Below are 17,021 nucleotides of genomic sequence, written 5' to 3' on the forward strand. Positions count from 1 at the left end.
CTCACCTACAGGGGAGAGAAGGTGTCGGCGTCCGGCCGGTGCGCCAGCACCGATCCGGTGTGCACTTCGTAGTACCAGGCGTGCAGGCCGATCCGGCCGTCGGCGGCCCGCTCGTCCACGCCGGGATAGGTGCGCAACCGCTCCAGTTGATCGAGCACATGTCTCTGGACCGCTGCCGCCAGGTCGCCGCAGCCGGCGGAAGGGGATGCCGCCCGCTCGGATGGGGCGTTACCGGGCAGACGCGGCGAGGTGCCGGCGGCCTCGGCCAGCCATGTGCGGACGGCGGGGGCAGCGCTGAGGTCGTCGCCGCGGACCAGGGCGCCGACGGCCCCGCAGTGGGAGTGGCCGCACACCACGATGTCGGCGACGCCGAGGATCTCGATCGCGAACTCGATGGTCGCCGCTTCGCTGGTAGGACGGTCCAGCCGGTACGGCGGAACGATGTTGCCCGCCGTGCGCAGCTCGAACAGCTCGCCTGGACGGGCTCCGGTGAACAGGGAAGGGATCACGCGCGAGTCGGAGCAGGTGATGAACAGCGCCAGGGGCGACTGGCCGTCGGCGAGCCGATGCAGTTCTCCGCCGTTCTCCGCGGCCCGGGAACCGAACGTTCGGGCATGGTCGATGAAAGTGCGCATGCGAAATACCTCCAGGGTGCCCCGCGAATGTGAGGGCATCGTAGGAGTTGGACAAAGGACGATCTGACGGTGTGGTCGTCCGGTCGCGTTGACCCGTTCCGATACCGATGTGCGATAAGAGCGTCGTTCATTCCATGTGGCATGGTCGTAACGACCAGGCACGACGGCTTACGCCCTCAAAATGGTGTTTCGGCAGGAAGAGCACGCGCCGGAGGCGCTGTCAGCAACGGAATACCTGGAGGATGGCGGGTATGTTCCCGGTGGTACGTCTGCTGATCGCGTGCACGAGCCCGCCGACGCGGCGCGGAAACGCGATCGTGCTCACGCCGGCGGTGAATGCCGAGCGTGTCGGGGTGTCCGGGGCTTTGACCTCTTTGGGGTTGGCCACGCGACTGCTCGCCCGGACAGTCAGATGTTTGGGCGACTCCTGTGCGGACTTCCGCTCCTCCGAACTGGAGCGAAGTGCGCCCGAGTCGCTCAGCTGAATGCTGCCCGCCGAAGTCGGCGCCGTGAACTCGCCGGGTCCTGCGCTTTGGAGAGCCGTGTCCAGGACCAGGTGCAGGCAGCCGCAAAGGACGATGATGAGCAAGGCGGCGGCACGTCTCATCGTGCTGTGCCCTACCACCGGCGACGTCCTCCGATCGGGCCGGGCTCATCCAGCCGCATCGTCCGCTATCAACTGACCTGTACGTGAAGCGCTGATGGCTCGCCAAGCTGCTTGACAGTGCATTCGAGCGCCCGGCAGAAAGCGGGTGGCAGCCAGATCACGACCCTATCACGCATCGTTAGTCTCTGATCACGAAGCCGGAATCGGTTCCAGGGATGGCGGGAGCTTTCCGGTCGGCCGTGCCGGCTTGCGCGGTGCCGGGGCGTCGGCCAGTCCCGTGCGGTCGGCCACCGGTCCCATCTTCTGCATAGATAGAAGATGACGGTTGGAGTCCCGGGCGGCGGCGATCCCCGTTGCTTCGCACGATCGTGCAGCCCTGCCGGATTGCCTCTCAACGCACGAGCTAACGCGGACCGCAGGGCAACGGTGGCACTTGTATGCATTGTAGAAGAAGATGTGGGCATTGGTACAAGTTTGAGGGGCGCGTCCGCTGGTCCCTGCCGACCTCGAAGGGGCTCACCTGGTCGCCCAAGGCCGCGCCAGCGCGCCTCACTGGCTGCCTCGAATCCAAGTGCCGGTCTCGCGCCCTCCCAGGCCCACATCAGCGCCTCTGTTGGCGCCCCGCGCCAGAGGATGTGCCCGCCTGATCTCCAGGAGCATGACGCTGCCGCTCTTCATCGACGGCTCTGAGACGGTGCACCGGGCGCCGGACCAGGACGCTGACGGTGGTGGTCATCACTCCGGCGCTGGCCGGGCGGGCGCGGATGCCAGTGAGCGAGAGGCCAGCGAGCAAGCTGGTCAATGGAGCGGCTTTCAGGAGTCCGGGCGGGCCTGCTGCCTTGGCTACCGTGGGTTAGCGAGGTCGTGGTGGCGGGGGTGTCGATTGTGGGAGATCGCAACGTCCTTGATCTGCCCTGAAGTGCACTGTGGTGGAGCTAAGGAAGCTGTCTGACCTGCGAATTCGACGAGAGGCGGCTTCCCTCGGGCTTGATCGATTGTGTTCACACCGAAGAGGCCACTGGTTCGAACCCAGTATCGCCCACCCCCAGTTTCCGCAGGTCAGAGCGTCGCCAACGGCGCGATCTCGTGTGTTCCAATGAGCGCTTCGTAGTCTCGGGAGCCAGTTTCGGGAGCCAGTTTCGGGAGCCACCGTACGCTTCGCAGATTCCCGAAGCGCTCACCCAGACGGTCGATCATTGTGACCGCGTCGTCCTGGTCGGCCGAGTTCGGCCACGGTAGCTCCACTGACCTTCTTGAAACCTCGTTGGCCGTCTGGAGAGCGACGGTTCTCGGGTGCGCAACTTCTTCAGCTACCAGCGCTTGACCGAGGAGCGTGATGATGGTCACGGGCAGCGCGGCCAGCCCGAAAGTGGCGATTCCCGCCACCGTCATGGCGGAGAACGCCGCGTAGCGCCAGAAGACCCGGCCCAGCCACGCCCGCACAGCGCCGGGGGCCCGTCGTGGAAGCCCAGGGCCGGTATCGGCTCGGTGCCGTCGTCGTAGACCCGTGGGTTGGGACGCGGTGGGCCAGCCAGAGGAGATCGGCTAGGACTGCGATGCCGGGGACTGCCAGGATTGCGAAGCCGAGTCCGTGCGCGTGCCAGGCGACGCCTGCCGCGGCCAGCCGCAGTCCCGCGAATGCGCCTGTCTGGTCCAGCGCTTGATGGACCGCGAACGCCGTTCCGCATCCCATCGGGCTTCCGGGGTCGGAGAGCAACGTGTCCTTGTGGGCTGCGTGTGGCCTTGCCCACCCGTTCAGCCACTACGAGCGCGCATGCCCCGGCCAGCCCGACCACTCAGCCGCCAGGCTGCTCTTAGTCGGAACCTCAGAAGCCACCAACCCTGCTTCGGAGCATCACGAGTTTTCGGAAGCGCTATCGAGCGACCCTTCCTAGGAGCTGAGGCTCAGCTGCCCGGGTACGCCTGCTCGGTCCAGCAATTCGTGCATGACGTGCGGGGGAAGTGCCGGATTACGCGCGGCTGCAACTGCCAGCCGCGTTTCCTCCAAGGACTCCAGCAGTCGTGGCAGCGGGAGCCTGGGGTCGGCTGCCGCGCCTCGGTGCAGGTTCGGGTTGTCGTCTTCTAGCAGTTCGGTGACCCGCTGAGGTGAGAGCCGGGGGTCACGCAGGGCGCACCAGCGCACCCATGGGTCTTCGTCGCGGCTCAGCCCGTCGACGAGCTCAGGCGGTGTCTGCGGGTCGTCCAGGGCCAGCGCCCGCATCCGGGGGTGCGGATCGTCGGCGAACCGGCGCAGTCCTTCATGCGGGATGCGTTCTTTGATCTGCCATTGCGACAGCCCCGCCCACTCGCGCCAGATCTCCAAGAGCAGCTCGACGGGCACATCGTGGCTGTTCTCAGCGAGGAGCAGACGCACCGCGAAGTCCTCGTCGGTGGCGAACCGCGCCTTCACGTCTTTCGGGAGGTCTTTGCGTCTGGCCAGCCTGCGTCGGATCAGCACGTGCGCGGACGTCGCGTGGCGGCGCACCTCGACAGCATCGAGCGGGAGCAGCAGCGTCCACTGGGGCAGGTGGTACCTGATCTCCGGGTCGATCTCGACATCGATGGCTGCGCGCTCGTTCTCGGTGAGCGCCGGATGGGACGATGCCGCCAGCCGCACCCGGGACTCCGGGGCGCGCGTCAGCCTCCGCACCACGTCGACGGACAGCAGCGGATTCTGGGCGGCTCGTTCCCGCGCCGCGGCGTCCCCGGACGTCACCAGCGCGTCGGCTTCCTCCGGGGTCATCGGCGTCCAGCCGCCGGGCGGTCCCGCGGGCGTTTCCGCGATGCGCTCGCGGGCCTCGGCGCGGATGTCGGGCATGGGATCTGACAGAAGCTTGATCAGGCTCTGCTTCGGCACGTTCGAGTGGCTCACGACCTCCCAGCGGACAAAATCGTCCGGATCGTCCGCGAGGATTTCCAGAACCTCCTCCGGCAGCCGCCTTCCGCGCTCCCAGCAGCCCGCGAGCGATCGGCGAACTTGCACGTCCGGGTCTGTGGCCAGGCGGAACCGCTGGTCTCCGCCGTAGGCCGCGAAGTTCCGCCGCACCTTCGGGTCGGCGTGGTTCAACGCCGCCTCGGCGACTCTGTCGCTCCATTCCTTCCTGGTGTAGAAGTCGATGGCGCCGACGGACAACAGCCGCAGAACAACGTCATCGGGGGCGGCGGGATTGCCGGAGAGCCCTTCGATCCATCCTTCGGGCGGGGGCGTGGGGTCACCGAAGAAGAAGATCGCCATGGTCGGCAAGCGTACGAGTTGAAGGGCCACTGGGCACTGCCCGTTCGGGTCACGTTTGGAGTCCGCGGCCAGCAGACCGTTCTTGTTGGCGCCTGTATCTGGCCGGTTGAAACCCCCGTTCTTCGGAGGAGTGGGTGGTCGCAGGGCTGTCGGCCCTCGGCAGGAACGTGCCGTTCCCGGACTGGATAGTGCACTGGCCAAGGTCGAATCGGGCGGGAGCTCGCTGCCGACCGCTCTCGACCTGCTGGTGATGATTTATCTGGCAGGTAGACGACCTGCCCAGCTGAAACCCGTCGACGGCTGGTTTGGGTCATCGCGGGCCCTGAGGACGTTTTCCGTGCGGAGGCGTAGCCGGCGGCGGTCACCGTCGAGGGCATGACAACCCATCAGCGCGATCACGAGCCCGGCCGAGCTCTGGGCGACAGCGAGCAGCAGAGGGCGACTGCACGCCGCTGAGAAGGCGGACCTCTCCCGAGCGCTCGCCGTGGGGGATGAGGAAGACCGCACTGTTTCGCCGAACGAGCCCTCGGAGCACACCGGGCGTTGGGCTTCGGGGCTGCGAGAGGATCCGGGGTAGTGGCCCTTATCCTCGAACCTAGCTATCCCGGAACCTCAGCCATAGGTAACGTCGTAACCCGTGCAGTGGAATGTCGTGGTCTCCTTAGTGGTCACTGTGGTCGTGGCGGGCACCGGCTACGGAGCGACCTACCTGACGAATCTGCGTCTGGCGCGCCGTAAGGATCATCTGGATCGGGTCAACCGCCAGCTCGGCGATCTCTATGGTCCGCTCTATGCGCAGTCGGAGGCCGTGAACCGGGCTTGGCGGAAGTTCGTGGCCCGGCACGGGAGCGTGTGGGCATCTCCGGTCCCAGCCACCGCGGAGCAGGCCGCTACTTGGCGGCTGTGGATGTCAACGGTCTTCATGCCGCTCAATCGACGCATGGTCGAGACGATCGTCTCCCATGCCGACCTCCTGCGCGAGGACACCATCCCCGAGCCCTTGAAAGAGCTGTGCGCGCACGTGGCCTGCTATGAGCCCGTCGTCGCGCGCTGGCAGGAAGACGGGTTCGACTCCCTCCAGTTGGAGGACCACGTGTCGATCGCTGGTGATTTCCCACGTGAGAGGTTGGACGCCTACCTGCGGAGTTCTTTCGAGTCGCTGAAGCTCGAACAGGCACGACTGATCGCTCAAATACAGCACTTGCCCTCTCGCGACACGTTGGGCGATTAGCCTGCCGCCGCGTACTTGCCACTCCACGTCTGCCGACGGTTTGCCAAGTCACCGTCTGGTCCCTGAGCCGCCCCACCCTTTTGGACCCCGGCGACCAGCACCGCCTCCCCCTCCGGCAGATGCACAGCTAGTCGTCGGTTGGTGCGTAGCCGGTCACGGTCGACAGCACCGAGACCCACACCGCCAGCAGCGCCGCGCCCGCGGCGGACCAGACGCCATGGCGGCTCCCTGATAAGCGGTCCTTACCCCGGAGCCCCCCGGCGCCGCTGACCTGGGCGATGATCCCCTCCGGCGTATTCTGGCCTTGCCCCATCTCTGAAGTTGCCATTGGCGGGCCGAACAGCGGTCCATCACCTTATTGTGGTGACGTTGGAGGTCCGGCTGCCGCCGGCGTCCTGATTCCGGCTGCTCGTTCCCAGAGGCCGTCAAGGGCTCAGATGGTGTTCCCTTGAATTCCTTCGTAACCAAGGAAGCCGCGTCGGCCGCCTCGCCCATAGTGGTCATCTCCGACCGCGCTCGCTCGCTCATCAGCGGCTCTGATCATTTAAGGCTGGGCCTTGGGCTTCTACTTGAGGCGTTCGTAGGGTTGTGGCCACCGTGCGATCGATTGTAGTTGTAGGAGTCCCACAGGCGGAACTTCTCGTTGAACACCTCAGCGCTGTCGATTAAAACACCGTCGAGTGCCGGTGTACTGGCGCTGCACACCTGCGGCGGCCCTTTCTCTCAAACCCGGTCTCGTCGACCACCAGCACCGCGCCAGCGTCGCCGAGCCGCTCGGCCACTTGCGCACGCAGTGTGTCCCACACCTGATCGACGTCCCAGCGAGCATGGTTGAGCAGCCGCTATTTGACGGTGGTGAAGTCAGCGTCATGAGCGGGCGCCTGCAAATCGCTGGGGCAACCGGTCGGACTGCCGCCCCCTTCCCGCGCCGAGCAGCCTTTCTCCAGCCCGGCGGTCAGTGACAGGGATCGAGCAGGGTAAACAGGAAAACTATCATCGTGAGGGGGCCCGCGGACGTCACGGCAGCCGTGACCCGTGGCGGATCGCCTTCCAGCAATTGTCTCCGGCGCAGAGGCTGAGGCAAGTGATGACAAAGCCGGCAGCGAGGCTGACGAGCAGCACGCCGCAGATCCATGGCAGCACGTCGAGCAGCCATTGCATCGGCACCGGCAGTACGCAGGCATCCATCATCACTGGACGGATCATGGGATCGAACACGGCGGGGTTTCCTCCCCGGTGACCCGTCAGCCGGCCACGGGCGCGCCCAGGCCATTGCGCGCACGTCCGGCGCCGGCCGGTGGAGATGACAGCCACCGGGGAGATAGAAACGCAGGCCAGACACATAGCGCGAGTTTTCCCGCCGGATCCGGGACGTGTGCCGACGATGCGGTAGGAAGAGGCGCGTACGGGGGAGGAGGCCGACCTCGTCATAGAGGAGGCCGTCGTGTGGAGAACTTTGCTGCCGCGTTGATGTCGCTGTGGGAGCTGGCTGGCGAACCGCCATACTCCTCTGTAGCCAGCAAATCCACGTTCGGGGACTGGAAGAGCGGCGAGGGCGACCCCAAGGACCTTGCATCGTTTTAGAGGGTTGTCAGAAAACTTCGCGCGCTGGCCGTCAAGCGGGAGCGGGAGTGGGCGGCCGAGCGGGTGGCCCGATTCCGGCAGTTGGATGAGGAATACCTCGAAACCCTGCGGAGACTGGCTCGGGCGCCCGGGATCGCCATTCTGGGGCGGCTGCGCGGGCTCAGCGACCAGGCCGTCGCGGACGCCGCGGTGCTCGAGCCCAACACCCGCTCCTCGACGCCCTACGGCAGAACGTGGCAACCCTGCCCACCGCACCGACTGTTAAGGAGATCGTCGAGGCGGTGCGCTGTTGTACCGCCACCAGGCTGGCGCCCGTCCTGCTAGTCGACACACTCGACCTGCTGATGCACGGCCAGGAGGGCGCGAGGCCGGTGGCGCGGCTCCTGCTGGCCAGACATCGGAGGTCCCAGCCATGGAGCCGAGGGTGATGATGGCTCGCGGGGGCCACCGCGCATCCACGTCACGTGGCCACATAGCGCCCTGGCCGAGTCGGGCACGTCCCTGCGCGTGTGGTGGCTGCACGGCGTGTCTGCTACAGCCGCCCGTGCCCGCAGGACGTCCTCGGCACCGACGTGGAGCCGGAGCGGCAGCGGGAAACGCGTCGTGTTTGTCCGTTGGGCGCCTGCCGGGACGATGCAGCATGCTGGGGCGTCAGCGCGGGCGATCGCCCGGGGCGACAGCGCCGCTTGGCCCCTGAGGTGCTCCGAGAAGGTTGGTGTCACCGCGGCGAGGCACCTGGCGGGATGTGGGTGACCATCCGGCGGCGACGGTCTCTCGCAGGCAGCGGACGAACTCCGACTGGAGCGGCGCCACGCTCTTCCTGGTGGCCGCGTAGACGGTTCTGACCGGCTCGTCTTCCAGAGGCGCCAGCATGATGTCGGGACGGACGGCACCCGCCGCGATGGACGGTACGAGCGCCAGCCCCAACCCTGCCGCGACGAAGCCCTGCTTTGCCGTCCACTCCCTGGCCGCGAAGGCGATGCGGGGCCGCGAGCCCGTGTGCCGGTGCAGAGCGATCAAGGTTTCCGAGCCTTCGGGGAAGCCCTCGATCCAGGACTCCTCCTTCAACTCGTCCAGGCGAAGACTTGCTCTGCCCGCCAGACGGTGCCCCGCGGGCAGGGCCACCAGCAGCGGGTCGTCCAGAAGGTGGTGCAGGGAGAACCGATCCGACTCCAGCGGCCTGTCCGGGTAGGCGCTCACCACCGCCAGGTCGATGTCACCGGTTCTGAGGCGGGCCAGCAACGGGGCAGTGGTGCTCTCCACCAGTGACAGAAGCACTCTGGGGTGCGTCCGCCCGAACGCGGCGATGGCGCGCGGGACAAGATCCGCGTCGGCGGTGTCGAACGCTCCGACGCGCAACTGGCCCACCTCGTGCAGATCGTGCCTTGCCGCCGCCAGCCTGGCCAGAATCGCGATCGCGTGCTCCAGCAGGCGGCGGCCCTCCTCGGAGAGTTCCACGCCGCGCGGATGACGATCGAACAACGCGACGCCGAGCTCGCCTTCCAGGGAAGCGATCTGCCGTGACACAGCGGACTGGGTGTAGCCGAGGGCCTCCCCCGCCGCCGTGAAGGTCTTCCTGGCGGCCACTTCGACGAACACTTCCAGCCAGGAGACATCCATGGCACTTCCCCAGGGAATTCGATATGCGGAGGTCGCATCGTAGCGATGCCGAGTATTCGTTGGTCACATGGGCGCCGGATACCTACAGTGATCGGCCATGGAGATCGGACTTTACGGGCTGCACCGCGGCGAGAATGTCGATCCGGATGTGCTGGCCACGCGGGCGCGGCTGGCCGAGGAGACGGGCTTCGAGTCGATCTGGGTCGGTGATCACATCGCGATGCCACCGTCCTCGGACGAGCAGGGCCGCCTGGAGGCCGTGGTCGCCATAGCCCACCTGGCGGCCCTGACCAGGACAATCAGGCTCGGCTTCGGCGTTCTGGTGCTGCCCCAGCGCCAGCCGGTGCTGCTGGCCAAGCAGCTGACCTCTCTCGACCTGCTGTCGCGGGGCCGCCTGATCGTCGGCATCGGCGCAGGGTATGTGGAACGGGAACTGGCCGCCATGGGCGTCTCGCCGGACAGCCGCGGCGCCCGTACAGACGAGTATCTAGCCGCCATGGACGCCCTCTGGGACGATCAGCCGTTCGCCGGAGAGTTCGTGAGCTTCGCGGACGTCGTTCAACGCCCGCGCCCGCGACGGCGCCCACCGATCGTCGTCGGCGGACACTCACGGGCGGCCATGCGCCGAGCGGTTCAGTCGGCCGACGGCTGGTACGGCGTCTACCTGACGCCGGAGGAGGCGGCCCGCGCGCTGTCCGACCTCCAGGACGCGGCCAAGCTCCATAGCAGGCCCGCGAGCCTGGGCCCACTGGAAATCACCATTACGCCCCCTCCGGGGCCCGTCGATCGAGACAGCGCCCAGCGCTACGCCGCGATGGGCGTGCACCGGCTGACGATCCAGCCGCTGGACGACGAGATGGAAGCCACGGTGCGCGCCGGCGCCAACTCATTGGAAGCTTGAATCAGCAGAACTGCCGCTGGCGCCGCGCACGGGGATCCGCCAGGCCCGGGGTGGGTGAAGGTGACGGGGCGTTTCGCCGAGCGGCCCGGTGTCCTGCGCCCGCACACGTGTCCCGCAATCCTTTTCTGCTTCTTCGGCCGATGCCGACCCCCGCCAGCTCCGGTACCGGAACACGATGCGACCGGCCATCGAGCGGGTCGGGACGCTCAACGACGGGGCGGGCCAGGTCGCGGTGGACGAGCGCGACCGGCTCCGGAGGAGCCATGCTCAAGATGACGGACGAGGACGTCGAGTGGGGCGAGTCGCTCGGTGAGATCTTCTGTCTGACCTTCGTCAGAGGAGTGGGGGAGACCGAGGCGCTGGCCCGTCTAAGCAGTGTTTCGAAGTAGGCGGAGCCATTCGTTGATGGAGGTGATCTCAAGAATCGCCTGGTTGCGGACTGCGAGCTTGTCGTAGCGAGTGGCCACGGCCCGGTGGCGCTTGAGGCGGGCGATGCCGCACTCCACAGCATGGCGGCCCCGGTAGTCGGCCAGGTCGAAGGCGGGTGGACGACCGCCGCGGCTGCCCCGCCGCGACCGGTGCCCGGCCTTATCGGCCGGGACCGGGATCGTGGCCGCGATACCGCGGCGGCACAGGTGAGCGCGGATCGTCCGAGACGAGTACGCCTTGTCTCGCGCCGCTCAAGTTCGCGCCGGTCAGGTCCGCTCTGCCGGTCAGGTCGGCATTGGTCAGGTTTGCGAGGATGGTGCCGCGGTCGCGGTCAGAGTCGTCCATCAGCCGCTGCAGCGCGTAGATGGCGCCCATCCGTACCTCGGGCTTGTGGGAGCCGAGCTGCTCGATGGCCTTGGTGTAGCGGTCGGTGATCTGCTCTTGCCGGGTGACAGCCAAGGTGCGCGCGGTGTACCTCGGCCTGGCCGCAGTGAACACCACAGTCCCGACCGACGCCACCCCGGTCACCAACTGCATGAGTGTCTTCCGCACCTTGTAGACACCGTCGACCTGCTTGTCCTCCGACAGGCAATTCCACTGCTTCGTCTTCAATGTCTTCCTGGCCAGGTACCGCGCCACCGACGGCACCAGCACCGCACCCACCGCCAGTACAACGACGACGCCCGCGAATACGGCGTAAAGCCACAAGGGCCACGGCATGCTCCCAACTTCTGAAGCCGTAGCCAGCCTGCCGGACTGACGCCGTGTTCCGCCAAGACCGACACAGGGCAGTGGACGACCTTGGCGTGGTCGGTGCGTCCGACCGCGGCGTTGATCGGCCGTTCGGTAGGCATGGCAGTCGGCCTGCGCTCTGCCCGGCCTCGGCGATGGCAGGCGGATGAGGTGAGATGCAGCCCGGGCGCCAGAGCACGAGCCGGCGCCGCTGCTTCGATCGTTGCGGCCGAGGATCTGCGGCATCGGCCATGCATCTGTTCGCTCCCTGGAACGCTGCGCACCTCTCCCAAGGAAAGTCAGCATTTACTGATCTTGCATCTGGGAGAGGGCCTGTTCCTGCTTGGTTTCAGGCGACTGGGAACCATGTGCGTCAACGATCTTCGACGGGGTCTCCAGGGAGGGGACGCGCTCAGCCCGTAGCGACAGCAGAGAGGAGACGAACAGCAGCACGGCGATGAGGATCGACACTGTCGTGATGGCTGGGGTTGACCCGTACGCGTCGGCGGCCGTGGAGAAAATGCCACCGATGATCGCGACTGACAGGGCAGCGCTGATCTGAAGAGTCGCGGTGACCAGACCGCTGGCCAGGCCGGCGAACGCACGCGGAATGTGTGTCACCGTGATGCGGATCAGCGAAGGCAGGGCGAGCCCCTGACCGAAGCCGATGAGCGCCAGGGGTGCGGCGGCCCACGAGGTCTGGTCGAATGCGGCGACGAGTCCGGCGAAGGCGAGGAAGCCGATGGTCTCCAGGCACATGCCGAGGGCCGCGATCCGGCGCGGCATGATCCGCATGAGGTGCGGAACGGTCAGTGGTCCGACGAGGAAGCCGATGCCCAGGGGCAGGATGTCCAGGCTCGCCTCGAGCGGAGTGCGGCCGACGGCCTGCTCGTGTTCGGAAAAGATGAGGAAGAAGGCAGCGATCGAGTAGAACAGGGCGACCGCCACCAAGGAGATCCGTACGCCCGGCGCGGTGACGGCCCGGGGCGGCACCAATGGCATGACGTGTCGTCCGCGGGACCGGTTGCCGTCGAAGGTGGACTCGTAGCGCCAGAACCTGTGCAGCACGCCGGCCGCGACGACGAACAGAACGAAGCACCACCAGGGCCAGCCCAGGGCCTGCCCCTCGAGCAGCGGGATGACAATCCCGACAAGACCGGTGAAGAGGAGGACGGCGCCGATCGCGTCAAGCTTTTCTACACCTCGGGTGGGCGGGTCGTGCAGGAACAGGCTGCCCAGAAGGCCCAAGGCCGCGACTGGCAAGTTGATGAAGAAAATCGACCGCCAGCCTAGGCCCCAGATGTCAGCGGTGACGAGGAGTCCGCCCAAGGACTGGCCGATGACCGCGGCGAGTCCGAGGGTCGCGCCGTGGAAGCCGAGGGCGATCGTCTGGTCCCGGCCGTCGAGGCTCGCACGGATGAGGGCCAGCGACTGCGGCGCCACCAGCGCGGCGGTGAGACCTTGCAGGATGCGCCCGATGACCAGCAGCCAGGGCTCGCCGGCCAAACCGCACAGCAATGAGGCAAGGGCGAACCCGACGAGGCCGACGAGAAACACTCGCCGCCGCCCGTACAGATCGCCCAGACGGCCACCGAGAGTGAGCATCACGGCATAGGTGGCAGCGTAACTGGCCACGATCTGCTGGCCGAGAATGGCGCCGCCGCCGAGGTCGTCCTGAATCGAGGGGATGGCGAGATTGACGATGAAGAAGTCGAGTGGCGGCAGCAGCGTGCCGGCCAGCAGTGTGACCACGCCCACCCAGGTCCGGGCGGACGTACTTGATGTTGAAGTCATTACGTGCCCCTGTTCTCGGCAACGACCGTCTTCCCCCATAGGGCCAGAAGGGCGTCGGCGGAACGCTGCATCGTTTCGGCGGGCACGCCGTCGCGTGCCTGAGTTGAGATGCCATGAGGAAGATGGGCCACATTGGACGTGCCGGGAATGGGCAGGATGACGTCGGAACGGTGCAGCAGCCAGGACAGTGCCACCTTGGACGGGTGGAGTCGTGCGCCGCAGCGATGTGATCGACCGGTCCCTCGGGGCGGACCAACTGGCCTGCATCCACGGGCGCCCAGGGGATGAAACCGATGTCGTTCTGGGTGCAGTAGTCCAAGACATCGGCGGAGCTACGGTCAGCCAGGTTGTACCGGTTCTGCACCGTGGAGATGTCCGCGATCCGTCGCGCCTGCTCGATCTGATCGACCGTTACCTGCGACAATCCGATCGCGACGATCTGCCCTCGTCCTGAAGGTTCTTCAACTCTCCGACCTGCTCCTCAAGCGGAACCTTGGGGTCGACGCGATGGAGCTGGAACAGGTCGATCTGGTCGAAGCCGAGCCGGCGCAGGCTCATCAGCGCCTCCTGGCGGAGGTACTCCGGGCGACCGGCCGGCGGCCAGGCCTTGGGCCCGAGACGCACCAGCTCGTTTCCCTGCTTGATGACGTCCGGGCCGCACGATACGCACACACTCGGCGCGGTCCTCGGGCTCGCCCCAGATGCCGAGTCCGGTCAGCCGCATGGCACCGAAGCGTCTTCTTCCCGGCGATCTCGTAGGTGCCCGCGCGGTCGGCGAGGGAGGTGTTCATGATCGGGTGTCGCCCTTCTCCAGAGTCGTGTCCTCGTCGGCGTCCTCCGCATCGACTGCCGCCTGGTCGGCCAGACGTCGCAGGAGGACCAGGCCGTCGTGACTGGCGCTGCTGGGTTCGGCGCTGTAGACGGACAGGTGCTGTCCAGGGGCACTGGCGACCGCGAAGGTCTCGAAGTGCAGCCACAGCGCCCCTACACGCGGGTGCACGAAGTGCTTCTTCTCACGGGTCCGCGGACGCACCTCGTAGCGAGCCCACAGGTTCGAGAACGCCGGGCTATGCAATGTCAGTTCACCGACGACCTGCTGGATGCGCTCGTCCGCGGGGAACTGTGAGGACGACGCCCGCAAATTGCTCACCGCGAGACGCGACGCGGCGTCCCAATCACCGTAGAACGACTTCGCATACGGGTCCAGGAAGATCATGCGCAGCAGGTTGTCGTACCGGGCGAACCCGCGGTAGAGCTCGCGCGCCATCGCGTTCGCGCCCAGGATCTCCTGCGCCGCGCCGACCAAGAAGGCCGGCACGTCCGGCATGCCGTCCATCAGCCGGACCAGCTCCGGAGCGGCGGTCGGCGACGCGGCCGCCCGCGCCCCGAACACCGGCAGGCCTAGCCGGAACAGATGCACGGCGGCGTCGTCGTCCAGTCGTAGGGCGCCGGCGATCGACCGCAGCACCTGATCGGAGGGATGCCGTTCCCGGCCCTGCTCCAGCCGGATGTAGTAGTCCGTGCTCACTCCGGCGAGCAGGGCCACCTCGTCGCGCCGAAGGCCCGGCACCCGCCGAGGACCGTCGTCGAGCAGACCGACGTCCTGCGGCCGGACCAGTGCTCGTCGGGCCCTGAGGTACTCACCGAGCTTGTTCTCACTGTCCACCCTGCCGACAGTAATGCGGACCGAGTCCCCTGGCGTGGGTGCCCTGCACCCACTCTGGCCGAGCCGACGCTGCGGCGTCCCGCCCATCATTCCTGCTGCTCCGTCGGCCGGACCAGGATCTCGTTCACCGCGACGTGGCGCCGCCTGGTGACGATGAAGGCGATGGTGTCCGCCACATCCGTGGGGCGCAGGCACTCCATCGCGCTGTAGCGCTCGTACATCCGGTCCCGGACGTCGGGACGGTTTTGGAGGGGCAGCTCGGTCTCCACCGCGCCAGGCTCTACGAGCGAGACCCGCAGGTGGCGCTGTGCGACCTCCTTGCGGAAGGCTTCACCGAAGGCGGTCACGGCATACTTGCTCGCGTTGTAGACACCACCCCCGCCGCGGACCGTTCGGCCCGCGGTGCTGCTGACCAGGACGATGTCGCTGACTCCGCGGGGGCCGTCGGAGGCCGCTTCGAGCAGGTGCGGAGCGGCTGCGTGGGCGGTGTACATGAGTCCGAGGGTGTTGAGTTCGATCATCCGGCGCCAGTCGGTGGTGTCGGCGCCCGTGATCGGTCCGAGGATCATGACGCCCGCGTTGGCCACGAGGTGTCGAGGCGGCCGTATGTGTCGACGGCGCGGGCGACGGCGGCTTGGGCCTGCTCTTCGTCGGTGATGTCGGCGCCCACGGCCAGGGCCTGGCCCCCGGCGTTCTCGATCTTCTCGACGAGTGCCTCGAGACGGTCCGCGCGACGGGCCACGACGGTCACACGTGCACCGAGGGCGGCCAGGGTGAGCGCGGTGCCCTCGCCGATTCCGCTACTGGCTCCGGTTACTAGGGCGACCGTGCCGGAGAGGGGGCGGCCACCGACCGCGGCCCAACCTGGGGTCGCGTCCTCGTCCGCCGTGGGACGTGGACGTGTGTGGATCGAATCCGGGTGGTGCGAATGAGTGCTCATGAGCCGACGCTAGGGGCGCTTCGACCGGTGTGGGAGGGAGCGTTGCCCCCACCCGGGGGGCTACGGCAGCGCTGCGGCGACCGAGCGCCGAGCCCAGGTGCGGCTGTGCCGCCGTGGGCGCACCGCCGAGGCGGCCCGGCTCCGTACCGTCCCTGGGCGGGTCGGGGCCGGAGCGCTCCGGTCGCCCCGGTCCCGGCCCCTGCGGGTCTCCTTCCGCGCACCGCACTGATCCGGCCCGGCACAATATCCCCCGGTCCACTCAGGGCCTCGGCGGTGGCGCCTAGCGGTGCCTGCTGCCGCGCAATATGGCGATCTCGAAGGGGCGCAGATCGAGTTCGATCGTCTCTTGCGCGTGCCCCGTCCCCTGGCCGAGGGCGCCTTCCAGCAGGTCGGCCAACCACGCCGCTTCGAAGGCGAAGTCGAGCCGCACCGTCGTGCGAGCGCGTGCTCCGGACGCTTCGTGGACGCGGATGACGACGTCGCCGGAACGGTCCTCGGCGAGTTTGACCGCTTCCACGAAGACGGAGGCTGCCGAGACCGTCACGATGGGCTCCACAGCCTGGTGGGCACCCTTCAGAGTTCGCACCGGCAGATTCGTACGGTATCCGGCGGACGCGGCGTCGATGACGCCGCCGGCGACACCGAGGACGGTGCGAAGGACGTGCATCCCCTGATCGGCTTCCGGATCGGGGTACTTCGGTGCACGGCCGCCTGGCGTGCCGAGGTGGATCGGCAGCGCGCGGCCGAGCCGGACCCGCTCCAGCGGCGGTACCCGCCGCTGGGGGCCGATGTTGTGGTGTACGTGCACGGCCACACCCGGCAGGTCCTGCCGCTCGCCGAGGTTGAGGAGCGGTACGGGCCGGTGCGGCCGGTCGTGGCCCCGGACGCCGCGGACGTCGAGGGGCTGCAGGAGCTGGTGCGCGACGCGGGCCGGCTCGCTCTCGGCACGATCGCCGCCGCACTGTACGCCGTCGAGCAGCGCATCGCGGCGACCCAGCCGTCGCGGATTCCCGTCGGCGGCGCGGCATCGGCCGAGGGGCTGATCGAACGCGACCCGCTGACGGCCGGGCGGCCCGGATCAAGAGAAGCCGTCGACTTGATCGACGTCATCTGGCAGGTGAGGCCCGCCGTACTCGGTGACCAGGTCCACGCGGAGCTGCACGCCGAAGCGATCGAGATCTTCCTACGGTGGGCGACAGGCCGGCCAAGTTCGTGGAGCTCGCCGAGACGATTGATCTGGGGCAGGGGCGACGGGCACACGCTGCGACGACAAACGAACGATGAGCATCGGTCCGTCACGATAGTGAGCCTGTCGGCGCTTGCGTGACCACCGCGCGCTCCAGACCTCTGCCCAGCGGTCCTGCATCGGTAATACGGTCGGCCCCGTCAGCGTCGAGGCCACCCGGGCGACACCAAGAAGAGGTCACACCATGCGTGCGAACATTGAGGTCTATGGCAATAACGCCGCCGAGAACGTCAGCAACTGGCGGGTGGTCAGATGACTAGCGCGAGCCCGGGATCGTCCCGTCTGATCGCAACGGTGGACGCCCTGCGTACGGCGCTGGCGGAGAGCACGGACCTGCTCCGGTCCACGCTCGGCGGGACCGTCGACGAGGAGACGGCGGCCGCCGCGGAGGCCGACGGGGT

General features: G+C 67.6%; 15 protein-coding genes and 3 pseudogenes. 4 read left to right on the forward strand and 14 right to left on the reverse strand.

Annotation, left to right across the window (positions count from 1 at the left end; translation table 11 throughout):
- Positions 1–5 precede the first annotated feature (5 nt).
- From ABD944_RS24685 to ABD944_RS24695, 3 genes are all read right to left on the reverse strand, one after another.
- Entirely contained in the window at positions 6–635 is a 630-nt protein-coding gene (locus ABD944_RS24685; RefSeq protein ID WP_345180203.1) for a carbonic anhydrase, read from the reverse strand.
- Between the two features lie 1,666 nt (positions 636–2,301).
- Positions 2,302–2,685 carry a hypothetical protein gene (locus ABD944_RS24690; protein ID WP_345180206.1) on the reverse strand — a complete coding sequence of 128 codons (384 nt, stop codon included), beginning with the start codon at positions 2,683–2,685 and terminating at the stop codon, positions 2,302–2,304.
- Positions 2,686–3,133: 448 nt separating this feature from the next.
- Positions 3,134–4,477 carry a hypothetical protein gene (locus tag ABD944_RS24695; protein ID WP_345180207.1) on the reverse strand — a complete coding sequence of 448 codons (1,344 nt, stop codon included), beginning with the start codon at positions 4,475–4,477 and terminating at the stop codon, positions 3,134–3,136.
- Between the two features lie 637 nt (positions 4,478–5,114).
- Between ABD944_RS24695 and ABD944_RS24700 the strand changes: the two genes are divergently transcribed.
- The gene (locus tag ABD944_RS24700; RefSeq protein ID WP_345180210.1) at positions 5,115–5,708 is read left to right on the forward strand and encodes a hypothetical protein; all 594 of its coding nucleotides are present in this window, start codon (positions 5,115–5,117) and stop codon (positions 5,706–5,708) included.
- A gap of 127 nt (positions 5,709–5,835) precedes the next feature.
- Here ABD944_RS24700 and ABD944_RS24705 read toward each other — a convergent pair whose 3' ends face one another.
- The 4 genes and pseudogenes from ABD944_RS24705 to ABD944_RS24720 form a co-directional block, all read right to left on the reverse strand.
- Positions 5,836–6,021 carry a hypothetical protein gene (locus ABD944_RS24705; protein WP_345180211.1) on the reverse strand — a complete coding sequence of 62 codons (186 nt, stop codon included), beginning with the start codon at positions 6,019–6,021 and terminating at the stop codon, positions 5,836–5,838.
- A 366-nt stretch (positions 6,022–6,387) separates the two neighbouring features.
- Positions 6,388–6,550 (reverse strand): annotated as a pseudogene (locus ABD944_RS24710) (transposase); the annotation flags it as partial.
- Positions 6,551–6,725: 175 nt separating this feature from the next.
- Positions 6,726–6,926 (reverse strand): hypothetical protein, encoded by a 201-nt coding sequence (locus tag ABD944_RS24715; protein WP_345180212.1) that lies wholly within the window; start codon positions 6,924–6,926, stop codon positions 6,726–6,728.
- Positions 6,927–7,943: 1,017 nt separating this feature from the next.
- Positions 7,944–8,912 (reverse strand): LysR family transcriptional regulator, encoded by a 969-nt coding sequence (locus tag ABD944_RS24720; RefSeq protein ID WP_345180213.1) that lies wholly within the window; start codon positions 8,910–8,912, stop codon positions 7,944–7,946.
- Positions 8,913–9,009: 97 nt separating this feature from the next.
- Between ABD944_RS24720 and ABD944_RS24725 the strand changes: the two genes are divergently transcribed.
- On the forward strand, positions 9,010–9,813 hold the full coding sequence (locus tag ABD944_RS24725; protein ID WP_345180215.1) for a TIGR03619 family F420-dependent LLM class oxidoreductase: 804 nt from the start codon (positions 9,010–9,012) through the stop codon (positions 9,811–9,813).
- Positions 9,814–10,076: 263 nt separating this feature from the next.
- On the forward strand, positions 10,077–10,202 hold the full coding sequence (locus tag ABD944_RS24730; protein WP_345180217.1) for a hypothetical protein: 126 nt from the start codon (positions 10,077–10,079) through the stop codon (positions 10,200–10,202).
- A gap of 199 nt (positions 10,203–10,401) precedes the next feature.
- Here ABD944_RS24730 and ABD944_RS24740 read toward each other — a convergent pair whose 3' ends face one another.
- From ABD944_RS24740 to ABD944_RS24775, 7 genes and pseudogenes are all read right to left on the reverse strand, one after another.
- Positions 10,402–10,962 carry a pentapeptide repeat-containing protein gene (locus tag ABD944_RS24740; protein ID WP_345180219.1) on the reverse strand — a complete coding sequence of 187 codons (561 nt, stop codon included), beginning with the start codon at positions 10,960–10,962 and terminating at the stop codon, positions 10,402–10,404.
- A gap of 318 nt (positions 10,963–11,280) precedes the next feature.
- Positions 11,281–12,726 carry an MFS transporter gene (locus ABD944_RS24745; protein WP_345180221.1) on the reverse strand — a complete coding sequence of 482 codons (1,446 nt, stop codon included), beginning with the start codon at positions 12,724–12,726 and terminating at the stop codon, positions 11,281–11,283.
- A 41-nt stretch (positions 12,727–12,767) separates the two neighbouring features.
- Positions 12,768–12,962, reverse strand: coding sequence for a hypothetical protein (locus ABD944_RS24750; RefSeq protein WP_345180222.1), 195 nt, complete (start codon positions 12,960–12,962; stop codon positions 12,768–12,770).
- Positions 12,963–13,078: 116 nt separating this feature from the next.
- Positions 13,079–13,326: pseudogene (locus tag ABD944_RS42505) on the reverse strand (aldo/keto reductase); the annotation flags it as partial.
- A gap of 229 nt (positions 13,327–13,555) precedes the next feature.
- Positions 13,556–14,434, reverse strand: coding sequence for a helix-turn-helix domain-containing protein (locus ABD944_RS24765; protein ID WP_345180227.1), 879 nt, complete (start codon positions 14,432–14,434; stop codon positions 13,556–13,558).
- A gap of 86 nt (positions 14,435–14,520) precedes the next feature.
- Positions 14,521–15,374: pseudogene (locus ABD944_RS24770) on the reverse strand (SDR family NAD(P)-dependent oxidoreductase).
- 280 nt (positions 15,375–15,654) lie between these two features.
- Positions 15,655–16,182 carry a glycosyl hydrolase-related protein gene (locus ABD944_RS24775; protein ID WP_345180230.1) on the reverse strand — a complete coding sequence of 176 codons (528 nt, stop codon included), beginning with the start codon at positions 16,180–16,182 and terminating at the stop codon, positions 15,655–15,657.
- Between ABD944_RS24775 and ABD944_RS24780 the strand changes: the two genes are divergently transcribed.
- Positions 16,171–16,701, forward strand: a complete 531-nt coding sequence (locus ABD944_RS24780) for a hypothetical protein (protein WP_345180233.1) — start codon at positions 16,171–16,173, stop codon at positions 16,699–16,701. The two genes, ABD944_RS24775 and ABD944_RS24780, sit on opposite strands and share 12 nt — an antisense overlap.
- The last annotated feature ends 320 nt before the right edge of the window (positions 16,702–17,021 follow it).

Origin of the sequence: Actinomadura verrucosospora (assembly GCF_039540335.1) — a bacterium.
Taxonomy (GTDB): Bacteria; Actinomycetota; Actinomycetes; order Streptosporangiales; family Streptosporangiaceae; genus Spirillospora; species Spirillospora verrucosospora.